The 17547-nt window shown below is 49.5% G+C and carries 18 protein-coding genes; 10 read left to right on the top strand and 8 right to left on the bottom strand.

The window, feature by feature from the left end; genetic code table 11:
* Positions 1–34: 34 nt before the first annotated feature.
* Positions 35–784 carry a lysophospholipid acyltransferase family protein gene (locus HMPREF2696_RS03255; protein WP_004519853.1) on the bottom strand — a complete coding sequence of 250 codons (750 nt, stop codon included), beginning with the start codon at positions 782–784 and terminating at the stop codon, positions 35–37.
* A 56-nt stretch (positions 785–840) separates the two neighbouring features.
* Positions 841–1596, bottom strand: coding sequence for a GNAT family N-acetyltransferase (locus HMPREF2696_RS03250; RefSeq protein ID WP_004519852.1), 756 nt, complete (start codon positions 1594–1596; stop codon positions 841–843).
* 178 nt (positions 1597–1774) lie between these two features.
* Between HMPREF2696_RS03250 and HMPREF2696_RS03245 the strand changes: the two genes are divergently transcribed.
* The 3 genes from HMPREF2696_RS03245 (at position 1775) to HMPREF2696_RS03235 (ending at position 4247) form a co-directional block, all read left to right on the top strand.
* Positions 1775–2707 carry an AEC family transporter gene (locus HMPREF2696_RS03245; RefSeq protein ID WP_070587791.1) on the top strand — a complete coding sequence of 311 codons (933 nt, stop codon included), beginning with the start codon at positions 1775–1777 and terminating at the stop codon, positions 2705–2707.
* Positions 2708–2889: 182 nt separating this feature from the next.
* The gene (dnrN, locus tag HMPREF2696_RS03240) at positions 2890–3363 is read left to right on the top strand and encodes an iron-sulfur cluster repair protein DnrN (RefSeq protein WP_049336533.1); all 474 of its coding nucleotides are present in this window, start codon (positions 2890–2892) and stop codon (positions 3361–3363) included.
* Positions 3364–3521: 158 nt separating this feature from the next.
* Positions 3522–4247, top strand: coding sequence for a DUF8095 domain-containing protein (locus HMPREF2696_RS03235; RefSeq protein ID WP_070587789.1), 726 nt, complete (start codon positions 3522–3524; stop codon positions 4245–4247).
* A 41-nt stretch (positions 4248–4288) separates the two neighbouring features.
* Here HMPREF2696_RS03235 and HMPREF2696_RS03230 read toward each other — a convergent pair whose 3' ends face one another.
* Positions 4289–5254 (bottom strand): tRNA dihydrouridine synthase, encoded by a 966-nt coding sequence (locus HMPREF2696_RS03230; protein ID WP_070587787.1) that lies wholly within the window; start codon positions 5252–5254, stop codon positions 4289–4291.
* An 83-nt stretch (positions 5255–5337) separates the two neighbouring features.
* Here HMPREF2696_RS03230 and HMPREF2696_RS03225 point away from each other — a divergent pair, with 83 nt between their 5' ends.
* Both HMPREF2696_RS03225 and HMPREF2696_RS03220 read left to right on the top strand, forming a co-directional pair.
* Positions 5338–6912, top strand: a complete 1575-nt coding sequence (locus HMPREF2696_RS03225; RefSeq protein ID WP_004519847.1) for a glycosyltransferase family 2 protein — start codon at positions 5338–5340, stop codon at positions 6910–6912.
* A gap of 221 nt (positions 6913–7133) precedes the next feature.
* The gene (locus tag HMPREF2696_RS03220) at positions 7134–8462 is read left to right on the top strand and encodes an anaerobic C4-dicarboxylate transporter family protein (protein WP_049333380.1); all 1329 of its coding nucleotides are present in this window, start codon (positions 7134–7136) and stop codon (positions 8460–8462) included.
* Positions 8463–8531: 69 nt separating this feature from the next.
* Here HMPREF2696_RS03220 and HMPREF2696_RS03215 read toward each other — a convergent pair whose 3' ends face one another.
* A complete protein-coding gene (locus tag HMPREF2696_RS03215) occupies positions 8532–8957 on the bottom strand; it encodes a DUF4124 domain-containing protein (RefSeq protein WP_049336541.1) in 426 nt (141 codons plus the stop codon).
* A 189-nt stretch (positions 8958–9146) separates the two neighbouring features.
* Between HMPREF2696_RS03215 and guaB the strand changes: the two genes are divergently transcribed.
* Both guaB and waaF read left to right on the top strand, forming a co-directional pair.
* On the top strand, positions 9147–10610 hold the full coding sequence (gene guaB / locus HMPREF2696_RS03210) for an IMP dehydrogenase (RefSeq protein WP_003678893.1): 1464 nt from the start codon (positions 9147–9149) through the stop codon (positions 10608–10610).
* 284 nt (positions 10611–10894) lie between these two features.
* Complete coding sequence (waaF, locus tag HMPREF2696_RS03205; protein WP_070587785.1) at positions 10895–11914, top strand: lipopolysaccharide heptosyltransferase II; 1020 nt, start codon at positions 10895–10897, stop codon at positions 11912–11914.
* A gap of 137 nt (positions 11915–12051) precedes the next feature.
* Here the strand turns inward: waaF and HMPREF2696_RS03200 are convergent, their stop codons facing one another.
* From HMPREF2696_RS03200 to HMPREF2696_RS03190, 3 genes are all read right to left on the bottom strand, one after another.
* Complete coding sequence (locus tag HMPREF2696_RS03200) at positions 12052–13026, bottom strand: class 1 fructose-bisphosphatase (RefSeq protein ID WP_049344695.1); 975 nt, start codon at positions 13024–13026, stop codon at positions 12052–12054.
* A 67-nt stretch (positions 13027–13093) separates the two neighbouring features.
* A complete protein-coding gene (locus tag HMPREF2696_RS03195; RefSeq protein ID WP_049344694.1) occupies positions 13094–13447 on the bottom strand; it encodes a hypothetical protein in 354 nt (117 codons plus the stop codon).
* A 130-nt stretch (positions 13448–13577) separates the two neighbouring features.
* Positions 13578–14423, bottom strand: coding sequence for a 23S rRNA (adenine(2030)-N(6))-methyltransferase RlmJ (locus HMPREF2696_RS03190; RefSeq protein WP_049344693.1), 846 nt, complete (start codon positions 14421–14423; stop codon positions 13578–13580).
* A gap of 125 nt (positions 14424–14548) precedes the next feature.
* On the opposite strand from HMPREF2696_RS03190, the gene HMPREF2696_RS03185 reads away from it, so the two are divergent.
* Together HMPREF2696_RS03185 and HMPREF2696_RS03180 are read left to right on the top strand one after the other, a co-directional pair.
* Entirely contained in the window at positions 14549–15163 is a 615-nt protein-coding gene (locus tag HMPREF2696_RS03185; protein ID WP_049344692.1) for a riboflavin synthase subunit alpha, read from the top strand.
* Positions 15164–15179: 16 nt separating this feature from the next.
* Positions 15180–16046: an ATP-binding protein gene (locus tag HMPREF2696_RS03180; protein ID WP_070587782.1), complete on the top strand. Its 867-nt coding sequence runs from the start codon at positions 15180–15182 to the stop codon at positions 16044–16046.
* Between the two features lie 65 nt (positions 16047–16111).
* Here the strand turns inward: HMPREF2696_RS03180 and HMPREF2696_RS03175 are convergent, their stop codons facing one another.
* Positions 16112–16540, bottom strand: a complete 429-nt coding sequence (locus HMPREF2696_RS03175; RefSeq protein ID WP_004519835.1) for a Spy/CpxP family protein refolding chaperone — start codon at positions 16538–16540, stop codon at positions 16112–16114.
* 277 nt (positions 16541–16817) lie between these two features.
* On the opposite strand from HMPREF2696_RS03175, the gene rpe reads away from it, so the two are divergent.
* Positions 16818–17498 carry a ribulose-phosphate 3-epimerase gene (gene rpe, locus HMPREF2696_RS03170; protein ID WP_070587779.1) on the top strand — a complete coding sequence of 227 codons (681 nt, stop codon included), beginning with the start codon at positions 16818–16820 and terminating at the stop codon, positions 17496–17498.
* The last annotated feature ends 49 nt before the right edge of the window (positions 17499–17547 follow it).

Below are 17547 nucleotides of genomic sequence, written 5' to 3'. Positions count from 1 at the left end.
AGGCCGTCTGAACATTCAGACGGCCTTTTTTTGATCAACCCAACTGTTTTTGCTTTTCGCTCAACAGGGCGTGTACTTGAAGCGCAGTAGCGTAGCGGTCTTCTCCTGCTTCAATCGGATCGAGGAAATGCAGTTCGACCGTGTTGGAAGGCTGGCTGATGACCATGCAGATAGATTGCCAGAGGCTGATGTCGCCGTAGTAGGCAGTGTGCGGATTGGGGCTGCTGCCGTCTGGATTCGGATAGCGGCAGAGTGCCGGAATAATCGGTACGCCTGCATCATAGGCCGTCTGAAAAAAGCTCGGTTTGAACGGCAGGATTTCACGGCCTTCGGTACTGGTGCCTTCGGGAAAAATGGTGACGGTATCGCCGTTTTTCAGCGCTTCGGTTACGCCGGCGATTTTGGCAGAATTGCCTTTGATGCCGCGGTTGCGCGAGACGTAAACCGTTTGAGCCTGTGTGGCAAGATAACCGACCACAGGCCATTTGGCCACATCGTCTTTAGCCACAAAACGGCCGGGGAAAGCACCGTTGACCGCCATAATGTCCAACCATGAAATATGGTTGCTGATAATCAGCTGACCGCGATCTTCTTGCGGCGGCGTGCCGAAAGTTTGCAGTTTCATGCCGCAGGAAGCGAGCACGCGCAGCGACCATAATTGGATCGCGCGCAGTTTGCGTTTGCTGCTGTAAAAGGGAAACAGAAAAAACATTTCGGCCATGCCGTATAAAAGGCAGCCGGCAATGCAGAGAAGACGGAAGATAAAACGGATTTTGGCGGTCATTGTGTGTGTTTTTATAAAGATTAGGCAGGCCGTCTGAAGTTTCAGACGGCCTTTTATTATGAATCGGCTTTAGGGGCAAAACGCTGCAAGTAGCGGTCGGAAAGGTGGTTGATGTCCATCATGATCAGCACATCCGCGCAGTTGAACGCTTCATCGACGCAAGGCTCGCCGCAGAACCACGCGCCTGCTTTGAGATAGCCTTTGATCAGGGCAGGTACAGGCGGATTTTCAGACGGCGTGATGCTGTCCCATTTGAGCGGGTTGAGCGGTTTGACACACCATTGTGCCGGAGCGAGGTATTTGTCTTTCAAAGCATGATACAGGCCGGCCGCATCGTTGCCGCCGTCACGCATTTCGATACTGCCGCAACCAATCATAAAGCGCAGGTTTTCGTCTTTCATGAATTTGACCAAACCGGTCCACAACAGCATGACCAAGCCGCCGTTGCGGTAGTCCGGGTGGGTACAGGCGCGGCCGAGTTCGACGGTTTGCGGCAGGATGTCTTTCAAAGGCTCAAGATCAAATTCATGCTCGCTGTACCAGCCACCGACTTTTTTTGCGGTTTCTTCGGTAATCAGGCGGTAGCAGCCGATTACCTCGCCGGTTGCATCGTCAAAGGCGAGCAGGTGGTGGCAATGTTCATCATAAGGATCGACATCGCGGCCGTCATCGCTTTCGATTTCCGCACCTAACTCTTGGGCAAAAACCTGATAGCGCAATCTTTGGGCGGCTTCGATTTCAGCTTGGGTTTCTGCAAGGCGTACGCTCAGGCCGATTTTGGGGCCCGTTTGATTGAAACGGCTGGGGGACATGATGTTTCCTGTTTGAAGAAAATGGCTGATTATAGCGGATATACGGACAGATTTATATTGATTTGCTTTGCGGTAGGGCAAATTATGTCGGGTTGTTGGAAAAAGGCTTCAGGCCGTCTGAATTTGGCATGCCAAGCGGTAGAAGCGTAAAATCAACGTTTTTGCCGCTTTTTTTGTTATGGAAACCTCTTTTCTGCTTGCCGGAAAAATTACCGAGCTGACGCTGATTGTTTTGATGGGCATGGCCTTAGTGAAGGCAGGGCTGTTGAAATCGGAAAACAGCTATACGCTCTCGGTCATCGCGCTTTACTTGATCAGCCCGTCTGTCATGATTCATGCCTTTCAGATGGACAATACGCCGCAGATTATCGAAGGGCTGAAGCTTTCCGTCATGTTGGCGGTGTTTTTCCATGTGGTATTGATTGTTTTAGGCAGGTTGTTTAAACACTTGTTCAAACTCGATGCGCTCGAACACGCGGCGACGGTGTACAGCAATTCGGGCAACCTGATTATCCCTTTGGTAATGTCGGTCTTTGGGCCGGAATGGGTGATTTACACCACTGGTTTTATCTTGGTGCAGACGTTTTTGTTTTGGACGCATCTGCGCCTGTTGATTTGCGGTCGAGGCAATGTGGCTTGGAAAACCATTTTTACCAATATCAACATCTTATCCATGTTGGTCGGGCTGCTGATGTTTGCCTTTCAAATCAAGCTGCCGCACATTGTCGATAATACTTTGGCGACGGTGGGCAGTATGATTGGCCCGGTTGCCATGTTGGTGGCGGGCATGCTGCTGGCCTCTTTGCCGTTGCGTTCGATTGTGTGGACACCGAGGCTTTATCTCGTTGCTTTTTTAAGGCTGATTTTGATTCCGGTATTATTGCTTTTCGCCGTCAAAGCCTGCGGTTTTGCCCATCATGATGCGCATGCGGATACGGTTGTGTTAATCAGCTTTTTGGCAACGACTTCGCCTGCCGCTTCGACAGTTACCCAAATGGCGGTTGTTTACGGCAAAAATGCCCAAAAAGCCAGTGCGATTTATGGGTTGACGACCTTGCTTTGCGTGGTAACCATGCCGGTAATGATTGCCTTATATCGTTGGATTATTTAAGAAAAGGGCAGGCCGTCTGAAACTTTGACTTTATGTTTCAGACGGCCTGTTTGGTATTTTAATTTGAAAATAACTTTTATTATCAATTAATTAAGCAATTAAAAAAACTATACAAAGCCGTTTGCAGCGTGTATCCTTATGTCTAACATTCATCCAATATCAATCTTTAAAGGAACACAGCCATGACCGACTTTACCGTTTGGGAAACCGCACCTTTCAATTCCACCATTGACCATATTTTGCAGCGTTACCACAATGTCCACCGCGCCCAGTTTGAAGAGTTGGTTCCGCTGGCGCAAAAAGTGGCGCAGGTTCATGCTGATACTTTCCCTGCCGAAGTTCCTGATTTGTTGGCCTATATGCAAAACGAGCTGTTGATGCACATGATGAAAGAGGAGCGCATGTTGTTCCCAATGATTAATCAGGGCGTGGGTCGCGGCGCGGCAATGCCCATCAGCGTAATGATGCACGAGCATGAAGAACACGATCAAGCCATCGCGCGTCTGGAAGAATTGACCTACAATTTTGAGCTTCCCGAAGGCGCTTGCGGCAGCTGGACCCGTTTGTACACTTTGGCCAAAGAGATGGTGGATGATTTGAAAGACCATATCCATTTGGAAAATGAGATTTTGTTCTCCCGCGTTTTGGCTTCTTAAAAATTTGAGCTTAATCAAGGCCGTCTGAATGTTCAGACGGCCTGTTGTTTAATCCCTTGCTAATTTAGTGCAATGGTTCTAAAATTTTAACAAAGAAACAAAAATAAGCAGTAAAGGCACACATCCGTTCTTTTGTTTACTTGAGAAGGAGTTTATGAATGAAACATTCTAAAGTTTTACTATCGGGTATTCTGTTTGTTGCTCTGACTGCGTGCGCCCAAACGACGGACGGCAGCTGGAGCGCCTTGCAGGATACGAAAACAGGCGTGCAGTCGCGGCCTTATTATGAATTTGGCAATGTGGTTCAGAAGATTTCTTTTAAGAAAACCGGCAATCCGGAAAATGGTCTGAAAAAGCCTGTCTTGACTGTGTATCGTCAGGGCAAGCTGTTGGGCGAAGCATATAATTTGGAAGCCTCTCATGGCAGCCCCTTGTTGCCAACCCTGTTTTTGGTAAACGGCAAGTCATTAAATATCAATGACGGCAACGATAAAAAACAATTGGCTTCTGCGAAGAGAATCGATTTTTACGATTTCGGCCACGGCCGTATCGGCCATGCAGTCTTTACCGCGCCTAACGGCATCTGTCAGGATATGAAACACGGCAAAGGCGTTTCCTACAAGCTGGTTACCAACTATGTTAATTTCCCGGATTATCCTTCACCTGAAAATATCTTGATTATTACTGCGCAAGGCAAATATGAGCAAGACGGGTTTATATTGGATGCCACTGAGTCAAGAGTGACCAGTGCCAATAAAGAGTTTGCCAGAAAATATGGCGAAGCCCTGAAATCCAAGAATGGCCCTGAGACCAGGCATGTGAATATGGCCAATGCAGCCAGTGCAGAAAAAGGCAGACTGTTGGCTGATTATATCTGTCAGTAATCATATTAAAGGCCGTCTGAAATTCAGACGGCCTTTTTGAATCATAAATGCATCTCTTGTTCAAACGACAGCAGAATCTGTTTCACTTCATCCGCTTCTTTGACGGCGCGGATGCGGTCAAACAATACCTGCGCTTGTTCAAACTCTTTTTTCATCATGCCCAGCCACTGTTTCAAACGGGCAACCGGATATTTGTTGTTGGCTTCTTTAGCAAGGCATAAGTCGAAGAATTGGACTATCCATGAGGAGACTTCGGCAAAGTCGGTGTCTTTGACTGTTTCGCCGTTTTCATATTGCTTGATTTGCCGCGCCAAGTCGGGACGGATAACCGCGCCGCGCCCGAGCATCACGCTGTCGCAGCCGCTGACGGTTTTAATGTCGAGATAGTCTTGAAGGCTGAACACATCGCCGTTGGCAGTAACGGAAATATTGACTGCATCGCGGATTTTGCGCACCCATTCCCAATGTGCTGGCGGTTCGTAGCCTTCGACTTTGGTGCGCGCATGGACGGTTAACGCGCATGCACCGCCGTTTTCAATCGCGGAGGCGCATTCCAATGCCAGACTTTTGTCTTCATAACCGAGCCGCATCTTGGCAGTCAGCGGAATGTGTTGTGGCAGGCGTTGGCGCAGGGTGTGGACGATGTGGTAAATCAAGTCGGGCTCTTTGAGCAAGACTGCACCGCCTTTGTGTTTATTGACCGTCGGCGCGGGGCAGCCGAAGTTGAGGTCGATTTTGTCCGCACCGAAACGCACGGCTTCCAAAGCATTGACGGCCATGTTTTCCGCATCGCTGCCCAAAAGCTGGACAGTACAGGGCGTGCCGGCCGGCGTGCGGTTGGCATGGGCGATTTCGGGAACATATTTAAGCCAAGTGGCGCGTGAGTGGACCGTGTGCGTAATGCGGACAAATTCGCTGACGCATTCGTCAAATCCGCCGATACGCGTCAACAGGTCGCGCATCACATCGTCCACCAGCCCCTGCATGGGGGCAAGAATAAGCTGCATGAGTCAGGCCGTCTGAAAAAAGGAGGACATATTGTAGCGGTATATCGGTTAAAATACAGCTTCCTTTTTCAGACGGCCTTTTTATGATGCACACAATTCCGGCAACCGCCGCCATGTTGGTAAAAAATTCAGAACGTTATCTTTCAGAAGTTTTGAGTGCGCTGAAAGACTTTGACGAAGTCCTGCTGTTGGACAACGGCTCGACCGACCGTACTTTTGAAATTGCCAAGGGCTTTCCCAATGTCAGCTATTACAAGCATGACTTTATCGGGTTTGGCCCGATGAAAAATCTGGCGGCCAGACTGGCGCAAAACGATTGGATTTTCAGCATAGACAGCGATGAAGTGGCGGATGAGGCTTTAATCGAATCCATTCGTGCGGCCGTTTTGGAAAATGAGAAGGAACATATTTTTTCGCTTTCCCGTCTGAACCATTACCACGGCAGACTGATTAAAGGCTGCGGCTGGTATCCGGATATTATTCCACGCCTTTATCATCGAAAATTTACCCGTTTTTCTGACCGTCAGGTGCATGAGTCTTTGGTGTTGCCGCAGGAAGCTAAGATTAAACAACTTGATGGCCGTCTGAAACATTATTCTTTTGAAAACGCCGAAGGGCTGATTCAGAAAATGCAGCAGTACAGTTCGCTGTATGCGGAAGAAAACCGCTTCAAGAAAGACAGTTCGCCGGTTAAGGCTTTGCTGCATGGCGGCGTATCGTTTGTGAAGAACTATCTGCTCAAGCGCGGCTTTGCCTATGGTGCAGACGGCCTGACGATTTCAGTTTCCAACGCACAAGGTTCGTATTACAAATATGTCAAACTCTACGAGCGCAACCGCACGATAACCGTCTCCCTCATCATTACCACTTACAACCGCCCAGATGCTCTGGAGCTGGTGTTGAAATCGGCTTTATCGCAAACCCGTCTGCCGGATGAGATTATTGTCGCGGATGACGGCTCAAGGCAGGAAACCGCCGAAGTGGTTGATTTTATCCGCCGCAGAACAAGCATTCCGGTCAAGCATTCATGGCAGCCGGATAGAGGTTTTCGTGCCGCCGAATCGCGCAACCGTGCGCTGGCGCAGGCGAAAAGCGATTATATTGTGTTGATTGACGGCGATATGGTCTTGAATCCGTCTTTTATCGCCGATCATTTGAAGATTGCCCGAAAGGGCCGTCTGATACAGGGTTCCCGCGTGATTTTGACTGCGGATAAAACGCAGGATATTTTGAACGAAGGCGATTTGCCTGCCTTGTCCATGTTCAGCTCGGGAATAGAAAAACGGCTTTCCGCCCTGCGCTGCCGTTGTTTGGCCAAATTGGCAGGCCGAAAAGGCAACCGCAAACACAAAGGCATCAAAACTTGCAATATGGGCTTTTTCCGCAGCGATGCGCTTGCCGTCAACGGGTTTGACAATAGCTTTGTCGGCTGGGGCAGGGAGGACAGCGAATTTGTCGCCCGTTGCTATCATAACGGGATGAAGCGCCATAATCTGAAATTTGCCGGCATTGCGTACCACCTCTGGCACAATGAGGCAGAACGCGATTCATTGCCGCAAAACGATGCCTTGTTGGAGGCAACTTTGTCGGAACGCAAAATCCGCTGTGTTCATGGCGTATCGGATTTTATAAAAGATGAAGAAGTAGCCGGAAAATAGCCTTATCATCTTTTTAAATCATAGAGGCCGTCTGAAAATTTTCAGACGGCCTCTTTTGTATTTTTAAAACCTAGTGTTTAAATGAGAATATTATTTATTTGATATAGACCAGTATGTATAATTAGGTAAAGTATGGTTAGGAAAGAGGGTTTACTCTATAATCCAACCGTTTGTAATTTTATTTCGGCTAAGGCCGGATTTTGGGAGTTGTTATGTCAACTATGTTTTTTATCCAGTTTGCCGTTGTGCTGCTGTGTATCCTGATTGGTGCGCAGGTTGGCGGTATTGGTTTGGGCGTGCTCGGCGGTATCGGCTTGGCCGTATTGTCTTTTGGTTTCCATCTTCAGCCGACCAGCCCGCCGATTGATGTGATGCTGATGATTATGGCGGTAGTGTCTGCCGCGGCGGCCATGCAGGCCAGCGGCGGTTTGGACTATATGATTAAGATTGCCACGCGCGTGTTGCACCGCAATCCGAAATACATCACCTTTATCGCGCCGGCGGTGACTTATACCTTTACCGTGTTGGCAGGTACGGGCCATGTGGCTTACTCGGTCTTGCCCGTGATTGCCGAAGTCAGCCGTCGCAATGGCATCCGTCCTTCCCGTCCGTTGACGATGGCGGTTATTGCTTCCCAATTTGCGATCGTTGCCAGCCCGATTGCCGCCGCGGTTGTTGCCTGTGTTACCATGCTTGAGCCGCAACACATCACGATGGCGGATGTGTTGAAAGTTACTGTTCCGTCCACGATTTTGGGTATCGGTTTGGCTTGCGTGTTCGTAAACAAACTGGGCAAAGAATTGAAAGACGATCCGCATTATCAGGCTTTGCTGAAAGACCCGAACTATGTGAAAGAATACATCGATGTGGAGGAACAACAAACCGATGTCGCCATTTCGCCGAAAGCCAAATTGTCAGTCGGTATTTTCTTGACTGCGGCATTGCTGGTAGTTGTGATGGGTGCGCTGCCTGAGCTGCGTCCGGCTTTTGAACACGATGGCGCGATCAAGCCTATGGGCATGGCGCATACGATTGAAATCGTGATGTTGTCTGCTTCTGCATTGATTATCTTGGCGTGTAAACCCAATGGCGATGCGATTACCCGAGGTTCGGTATTCCATGCCGGTATGCGTGCCGTGATTGCGGTGTTTGGCGTGGCTTGGTTGGGCGATACCTTGATGAACGGCCACTTAACAGAAGTGGAATCGACAGTCAGCCATTTGGTTGAATCTGCACCATGGACCTTTGCCTTTGCCCTGTTTGTCTTGTCGGTATTGGTCAATAGCCAAGGCGCGACAGTGGCAACGCTGTTTCCGATCGCCATCAAACTGGGTATTCCTGCGCCCATCATTATCGGCACATTTGTTGCGGTAAACGGTTATTTCTTCATTCCGAACTACGGTCCGATTATTGCCGCTATCGACTTCGATACAACCGGCTCGACCAAAATCGGCAAATTCATCTTCAACCACAGCTTCATGATTCCGGGCCTGTTGAGCATGGCATTTAGTCTGGCTTTCGGTTTGTTGTTGGTTCAACTGTATTATTGATGGACTGAAAAATAAAGGCCGTCTGAAATTAAATTTCAGACGGCCTTTTTGATATTGTTATCCGAGAGCTTAATTGCAGTATTTATTGACGTCGTTTTGGTATTGCTTAATCAGGCTGTCGCGATTGGTCAAGCGTGCGCTTTCGGCGACTTGACGGTTGATTTTGGCGATTTTGCAGTTTTCCAGCTTGTTTTGGCGGTTTTGCTCTTCGATTTTTTTATTGCGCTCTTCGATTTGTTTGTTTTGTTCCGCAACCTGTTCGTTGGGCTGCTCGGCAACCGGCTCAGATGCCGCAACAGCAGGCGCAACGGCAGGTTTGACGTTGTGCGTGCGGATGTTGACCACGCCGGAACGCTTCGGTTGCAGACGGTTTGGCGTATCGGAATAGCTGTTGCCCGATGTGCCTTTCCAAGTGTAAACCTCGGCCGCGCCGGTCAGGGCGGCGGAAGAGAGAAGGGCTGCTATCAGACAGGTTTTGAGTACGGAAGATTTCATGGGTTTCCCTTATGTAAATGATGTTCTCATGCGGCTTATTTTACTTGAAACTGCAATGCGTTGGCATATTTTTGTACGCCAAATCAAATCATGTAAAAAAATAACGTTAAAACGTGTATTGCCAATGTTAGCATCAAGCCGGTGTGATATAATGCCGTGCATCTTGCACAAACTGAAAGACCGAGCATCATGCGTATTGTAGAAAAAGCCTATACTTTCGACGACGTTTTGTTGGTTCCAGCGCACTCAAACGTGCTGCCTCGAGATGTCAAACTTCAAACCAAACTCACCCGCGATATCACGCTCAACCTCCCTCTACTTTCTGCTGCAATGGATACCGTTACCGAAGCGCGTCTGGCCATCTCTATGGCTCAAGAAGGCGGCATCGGCATTATCCATAAAAACATGACGCCGGAGTTGCAAGCGCGTGCCGTTTCCAAAGTGAAGCGCCATGAGAGCGGTGTGGTGAAAGATCCCGTTACCGTTGCGCCGACCGCATTGATCCGCGAAGTCTTGGAAATGCGCGCACAACGCAAACGCAAAATGTCCGGTCTGCCTGTTGTTGAAAACGGCAAAGTGGTCGGTATCGTGACCAACCGCGACCTGCGTTTTGAAAACCGTGTCGATCTGCCGGTTTCTGCTATCATGACTCCCCGTGACCGTTTGGTTACCGTTCCTGAAGGTACCAGCATCGATGAAGCCCGCGAAATCATGCATGCGCACAAAGTTGAGCGCGTTTTGGTGTTAAATGACCAAGACGAACTCAAAGGTCTGATTACAGTTAAAGATATTCTGAAAACAACCGAATTCCCTAATGCCAACAAAGATGCCGAAGGCCGCCTGCGCGTCGGTGCCGCGGTGGGTACCGGCGGCGATACCGAAGAGCGCGTCAAAGCATTGGTAGAAGCAGGCGTGGACGTGATTGTGGTTGATACTGCCCACGGTCATAGCCAAGGCGTTATCGATCGCGTGCGCTGGGTAAAAGAAACCTACCCACACATCCAAGTCATCGGCGGCAACATCGCGACTGCTAAAGCTGCTTTGGATTTAGTCGCTGCCGGTGCGGATGCCGTTAAAGTCGGTATCGGCCCGGGCTCGATTTGTACGACCCGTATCGTGGCCGGCGTGGGCGTGCCTCAACTGACTGCGATTCACAATGTTTCCGAAGCCCTGAAAGGTACAGGCGTTCCCCTGATTGCTGACGGAGGTATCCGCTTCTCCGGCGATATTGCCAAAGCTCTGGCAGCAGGTGCATACAGCGTCATGCTGGGCGGTATGTTTGCCGGTACGGAAGAAGCTCCGGGTGAAATCGAACTTTACCAAGGCCGCTCTTACAAGTCTTACCGCGGCATGGGTTCGTTGGGTGCGATGAGCCAAGGCTCTGCCGACCGCTACTTCCAAGACAAAACCGACAGCACAGACAAATATGTTCCTGAAGGCATCGAAGGCCGCGTTCCTTACAAAGGTCCGATCGTGAACATCATCCACCAGCTGACCGGCGGCCTGCGCTCCAGCATGGGTTATTTGGGTTGCGCCAATATTGCTGAAATGCACGAGAAAGCAGAATTTGTGGAAATCACTTCTGCCGGTATGAGCGAATCTCACGTTCACGACGTACAAATCACCAAAGAAGCGCCTAACTACCATCGTTAAACGAGTATAAAAAGGTCGTCTGAAAATATTTCAGACGGCCTTTCTGTTTTTATAAGGTTTTAAAAATGAAGCAAATATTGCTTGCTGCCGTTATGCTTAGTATTTGGGGTGTGGTATTTGCCGAATAATTGGGAAGACAAACGCTTCACGCGCTCGAGCCAGAGTGCATCTGTTGAAATAATATGTATCAACCAGTACGTTCTGATCTAGGCGATTAAACCGAGTTTCAGACGGCCTTTTAAAAATCGTATTACAATAAGCCAAAATTAAAAACACATTCCATTATGTCCAAAAAAATCCTGATTATTACCCCAAGCTGGATTGGGGACTGCGTCATGACCCAACCGCTTTATCGCCGTTTGCATGAGCTGCATCCCGGCTGCACTATTGATGCTTTTGCGCCCAAATGGTCGATGGCCGTATTTGAGCGTATGCCTGAAATCAACCGTGTGATGGAAAACCCGTTTGGACATGGTGCGTTGGAATTAAAAAAACGCTGGCGTATCGGACGTGAATTGGGAAAAGAAGGCTATGATCAAGTAATTGTTTTGCCCGGTTCGCTCAAATCCGCCATTATTGCCTTGGCTGCGGGCATTAAGCAGCGTACGGGCTATGTTGGCGAGTCGCGCTATTTTTTGTTGAACGATATCCGCAAGTTGGATAAGGCCGCGTTGCCGTTGATGGTCGACCGCTATACTGCGCTGGCACATCCGACCCAAGCGGATTTTAACGGGCATTCCGATAATCCCTGTTTCACGATTGATTCCGAAAGCCGTCAAGCCGCTTTGGCAAAACATGGTTTGACGACGGATAAACCGATTTTGGCATTTTGTCCCGGTGCGGAATATGGCCCGGCCAAGCGTTGGCCTGCGCGTCATTTTGCCGAACTCGGCCGCCGATATTTGGCCGAGGGTTGGCAGGTTTGGCTGTTTGGTTCGCAAAAAGATTTCGATATTGCAGATGAAATCAACCAACTTTCAGACGGCCTGTGTACCAATCTTTGCGGCAAAACCAATCTTCCGGAGGCGATTGATCTGTTGTCTTGCGCCGATACGGTCGTGTGCAACGACAGCGGTCTGATGCATCTTGCGGCCGCGCTTGATCGGAAATTGGTTGCGGTTTACGGCTCATCCAGCCCTGACCATACGCCGCCTCTAAGCCAAAAGGCAAAAATCGTCAGCTTGAATTTGGATTGTTCGCCATGTTTTAAACGCGAATGTCCGTTAGGGCATACGGATTGTTTGAACAAGCTGACGCCGGATAGGGTGCAAAAAGCAGCGGAAGAGCTGGCTCGTTCGGCGTAATCCAATAAAGCTTAGATGGAAAGTAGTAAAGGGCAGATTTGAGTCTGCCTTTTGATTTTTCATTTCTTTGATTTCTTAACGAAAGGCCGTCTGAAAATTATATTTCAGACGGCCTTTTTTGGTTTCAATATATCCGATTATTTTTGATGCAGATTGTAAACGTATTCGACTTCTTCGCGGCTGCCCATGAATACGGCAACACGTTGGTGCAGGCCGGTAGGTTGGATGTCGAGCATGGCTTCGATGGCGTTGTTTGATGCGCCGCCGGCTTGTTCCATAAGCAGGCTCATCGGGTTGGCTTCGTACATCAGGCGCAGTTTGCCCGGTTTGGATGGGTCGCGTTTGTCTTGCGGATACATGAATACGCCGCCGCGCATCAGGATGCGGTGGATTTCGGCAACCATGCTGGCTACCCAGCGCATATTGTAGTTTTTGCCGCGTACGCCGGTTTCGCCTGCCAGCAATTCGTCAATGTATTGTTGAACAGGGGCGAACCAATGTCTTTGGTTGGACATATTGATGGCGAATTCTTTAGTAGACTCGGGAACGCGCGGATTTTCTTTGGTCAGCAGGAATTGGTTGGCATCGTCCAGAGTGAAGACGAACACGCCGTGACCGACAGTCAGTACCAGTTGTGTTTGCGGACCGTATAAAACATAACCTGCGGCCACTTGGTCGCGGCCTTTTTGCAGGAAGGACTCGGTAGTTAATGCGCCTTCTGGTTTCGCCAAGATGGAGAAGATGGTGCCGACGGAGATGTTGACGTCGATATTGGAAGAGCCGTCCAACGGGTCAAACAATACCAAATAGCCGCCGTTTTCGTGTGTGGCGACATAGGTGTCTTCTTCTTCGCTGGCAAGGCCTGCGATGTTGGCATTGGCTTTTAAAACATCAATCATGATGTTGTTGGCAATGACGTCAAGTTTCTTTTGGTCTTCGCCTTGGATGTTGCCGGTACCTGCCATGCCCAAAACGCCGGAAAGCGCGCCGAGGCGGACTTTGGCGTTGATGTCCAAACAGGCGGCGGCTACGGATTCCAGTACGCTGGCCAGCTCTTGCGGCAGTTTGTGTTCGGGCAGGTGTTGGGCTAAGAATTGGTTCAGTGTCTTCATGGTTTCACTCTTTTCCTAAGTTTGAATCGAATATTTTTCAATTTCAGGCCGTCTGAAAACGGCGTGTTCATTTGGTTTTGCTCTCGGCCATGCCTAAAACTTCTTTAGTGCAGGCGATGCTGGTGTCTTTGATGCGTTTTTTCAGCTCGTCGCTGATGGAGTCGCTGCCGCCCAAAAGCGATGTCGCTTCTTCAGGATTGATTTGGTCGACTGTTTTTTCGCCGATGCAGCGGCAGATTTTTTCAGTGGTCGCGGAATCAAACGGGCTTTTTCCGGAGGCTTTTTCTACGCAGGCTTCGGTTGCCGAGCGGACAAATTCGGTGCGGAAACTTTGGGTAAATTCTTCTTTAAATTCGTTTTTTGCTGATTCGCTGCACGCGCAGAGCAGGAGTGTGCAGGCTAGGGGTGTGCGTATATTCATGAGTGGACGGCCGTTAATTGTTATGTTGTGAATTGTAGTGGAAAAAGGCTTAAGTATAAAGGGTTAAGGCCGTCTGAACAGGTATGGCGGCAAAATCAAAGCGTTTGGGTATACGTTCAGACGGCAGTGTTTATTTCGTTTTGCTTTCCAATACATAATGCGCGCCGACATCTTGCGCCAAAATTTTGGCAAGTTCGGGCAGATTGTTTTGCAACTGTTCGGCAAGCATATAGGGCGGGTTGATGACGAACATGCCGCTGCCGTGCATACCGAAGCCGTCGCTGCGCGGCGTATGGACATGAAGCTCGGCGTGCAGATAATTGTCGGGAGCGATTTTTTTGAGTTCGTCCGGAAGTTTGCGGCTTTCTTCGCGGCTCAAGCAGGGATACCAAACCATGTAGCAGCCGGTTTCAAAGCGTTTTAAAGCATCTTTCAAGACTTGGACGACACGGCGGTAGTCTTGTTTTTCTTCGTAGGGCGGATCAATCAAGACGGCGGCGCGGCGCGGCGGAGGAGGCAGAAGTGAAATCAAACCTTGATAACCGTCCGCTTGGCTGACCTGCACTTTACGCGCAGGGCGAACTTCGCGCATATTGTTTTGTAAATGGACAAAATCGGCAGGGTGCAGCTCAAAGAGGCGCATTTTGTCGCTGTCGCGCGTGAGCGCCTGTGCTAGCCAAGGCGAGCCGCAGTAAAGGTTGTCTTGCGGCAGTATTTGTTTCAGACGGCCCACAAATTCGGCCAATTCGGCAGGCAGCTTGTCAGCTTGTTCCAAGAGCACAAAGCCTTGTTTGTATTCGCCGACTTTTTGCGCTTCATCGCCGCTCAAATCATACAAACCGGCACCGCTGTGCGTATCGATATACCAATAGGGCTTGTCTTTGCGGTTGAAATATTCGAGGACGAGGAAGAGGGTAAAGTGCTTGAGCATATCGGCATGGTTGCCGGCATGGAAGGCGTGGCGGTAGCTGAGCATGATCGGGCTGCGGAAATAAAAATTCGATTATACCCCAAACCATCGCCATCACCGCTTTCAGACGGCCTTTGTGCCTGGAAAATGCTACAATATCCGCCTTATCGTACCATCGGAAAGAAGACATCATGTTTACAGGCATCGTACAAGGTATGGGCAAAATTACAGACATCGCCCAACCTTCGCCCGACTTTCGTACCCACACAGTTGAGCTGCCCCCCGAAATCGCCGACAATCTGCAAACCGGCGCCTCTGTCGCCAACAATGGTTGCTGCCTGACCATTACCCGAATCGACGGCAACAAAGTCAGCTTTGATTTGATGGACGAGACCTTACGTAAAACCAATCTCGGCAGCTTGAAGGTCGGCGACAGTGTCAATTTGGAACGCGCGGCGCGGTTTGGCGATGAAATCGGCGGCCATGTAATGAGCGGCCATGTGATGGCGGTTACCCGAATTTCCCGAATTGAATCAAGCGAGTTCAACCGTACAGTTTGGTTTGAGCTGCCGGAAAACCTCAAGCCCTACATCCTGACCAAAGGCTTTGTCGGTTTGGACGGTTGCAGCCTGACCATAGGTGAAATCAGCGACAGCGAATTTTGCGTACACCTGATTCCGGAGACTTTGGAGCGCACCCTGTTTGGCAGCCGCAAAGAAGGCGACCTCATTAATATTGAAATCGATCCGCAAACCCAAGCCGTTGTCGATACCGTGATGCGAGTATTGGCGCAAAAGGCCGTCTGAAAAAAAGAAAGCCGAAATGAAATTATCCAATTTTTTGAAAAAAGCGAATTCCGTTTTAAACCGTCTGGATTTAATCCTGCCTGACGAAGCTGGTAAAACCGACTGGCGCGCTTTGGCCTACCGTTGGCACAGCGTGGGCAAAAAAGGCATTTTGGAAAGCCTGCCACGTCCGCATACGTTTCCTTTGAGCAGATTGGCGGCAGTCGGTTCGCAAACCGACAGGCTGAAACGCAATACCGAGCAATTTTTGGCAGGCCGTCCGGCCAATAATGTTTTGATGACCGGCGCGCGCGGTACGGGTAAATCCTCCTTGGTTAAAGCGTTGTTGCACGAATACGCCGAGCGCGGCCTGCGACTGATTGAAGTGGACAAAAGCGATTTGGTCAGCTTGCCGGCTTTGTTGACGCTGTTATCCGGCCGTCCTGAGAAATTTATCGTCTTCTGCGATGATTTGTCGTTTGAAACCGGCGATGAAACCTATAAAGCCTTGAAAACCGCTTTGGATGGCGGACTGTCGCAACGTTGCACCAATGTTTTGGTTTATGCCACTTCCAACCGCCGCCACCTGATTCCAGAATACATGGATGAAAACGGCGGTACTACGGGCACTCGCGGCGAAATCCATCAGAAGGAAGCCGTCGAGGAGAAAATCTCCCTTTCCGACCGCTTCGGCTTATGGCTGAGTTTTTATCCTTTCGACCAAAACGATTATCTGACCGCCGTAGCCAACTGGTTGGACGATTTCAATGTGCCTTTTGACGATACCGCGCGCAAAGCCGCGTTGCAATGGGCGCAAATGCGCGGCAGCCGTTCAGGCCGTTCGGCATGGCAGTTTGCCTGCGACTGGGCAGGACGCTTGCCGGAAGAAAGAGTGCTAGATTAAGGCTGAAAAAAGCAAAGGCCGTCTGAATATGGTTTCAGACGGCCTTTTGTATTTTTATTTATCCATCAGCGCAAGCATGAAGACAACCATTGCTGGCGTTGACGCGGATTGAGCAGATGATAGAGGCGGTATTGGATTTCCATTTCATCCACCGCATAGTCCATGCTGGAGAGGTAGCGGTTTTCAACATAATCGCGGGCGGCGTTTGAGTCGAATGAGTCGCCGGAGAGGATTTTGATGATGGTTTGACGGCGATTGCGGTCGGAGCGTACGGTTTTGCGGTAGGCTTTATCGTTGATTTGTTTGAAGTCGGTACGCAGGCGGCGCAGGGCGGCGTGTTGGTCGGCGGATAGATTAAGCTGTCGGATATCGCAATTGGGGTGGAAGTCGTCCAAAGTGGCCAGAAACGGACCTGCATGGGCAGGCAGGCTGGAACAGAGTAGGGCGAGTGCTAAGAAAGTAAAAGTCGGATAGCGGGAAAGTGCGACAGACACGGTGTTTTCCTAATATTTCATCAGGTTTGGAAATATAACCGATTAGCGTGTGAAAGGCAGTATCAAAGCAGTTAACTTTTGTTAATGATGTTAGATTTTTCTGCACATGTATGTATTCAAATAATTTATTTTCAAAGCCTTACAATTTGATTTTAAGTTTCATTAATGTATGTGAAATGTAAATTCATAAAAATGACAGTAGAGACGTTGTCGGCAGCATACAACATAGGGGCAAAAATGCGATAATGACAAAGGAACACACTTTAGGAGAACAAACATGACCGACTACCGTATCGCCCCCAGTATTTTGTCTGCCGATTTTGCCCGCTTGGGCGAAGAGGTTGCCGAAGTTATCCGCGCGGGTGCGGATTTGATTCATTTTGACGTGATGGACAATCATTATGTGCCGAATCTGACTTTCGGCCCTATGGTTTGCGCGGCTTTGAAACCGTATGCAACCGTGCCGGTCGATGTGCATTTGATGGTTGAGCCGGTGGACGATTTGATTCATGCGTTTGCCAAAGCCGGTGCCAATATCATTACTTTTCATCCGGAAGCCAGCCGCCATGTCGACCGCAGCTTAGGTTTGATTAAAGAATACGGCTGTCAGGCAGGTTTGGTATTGAATCCTGCTACGCCGGTCAATATTCTGGAAAACGTTTTGGACAAACTGGATATGGTGTTGCTGATGTCGGTCAACCCGGGCTTTGGCGGGCAAAGCTTTATCCCGAATACGCTGGTGAAAATCCGCAAAGTGCGCGAGATGTTGGACGAGTATGAACGGCAAAGCGGCCGCCATATCGCATTGGAAGTCGATGGCGGCGTGAAGACAGACAATATTGCTGAAATTGCGGCGGCAGGTGCGGATACGTTTGTGGCCGGTTCGGCGATTTTTGGCAAATCGGATTACAAAGCCGTTATTGATGAAATGCGTCAACAGTTGGCGCAAGTCGGATAACTAAGCTGGGATATTCTTGGTTTCCAAACTTTAAATAATCAATGTTTAA

It is taken from the genome of Neisseria sp. HMSC058F07, from assembly GCF_001810035.1.
In the GTDB taxonomy this organism is placed as follows: Bacteria; Pseudomonadota; Gammaproteobacteria; order Burkholderiales; family Neisseriaceae; genus Neisseria; species Neisseria perflava.
This window is presented reverse-complemented; position numbering and strand designations above follow the sequence as displayed.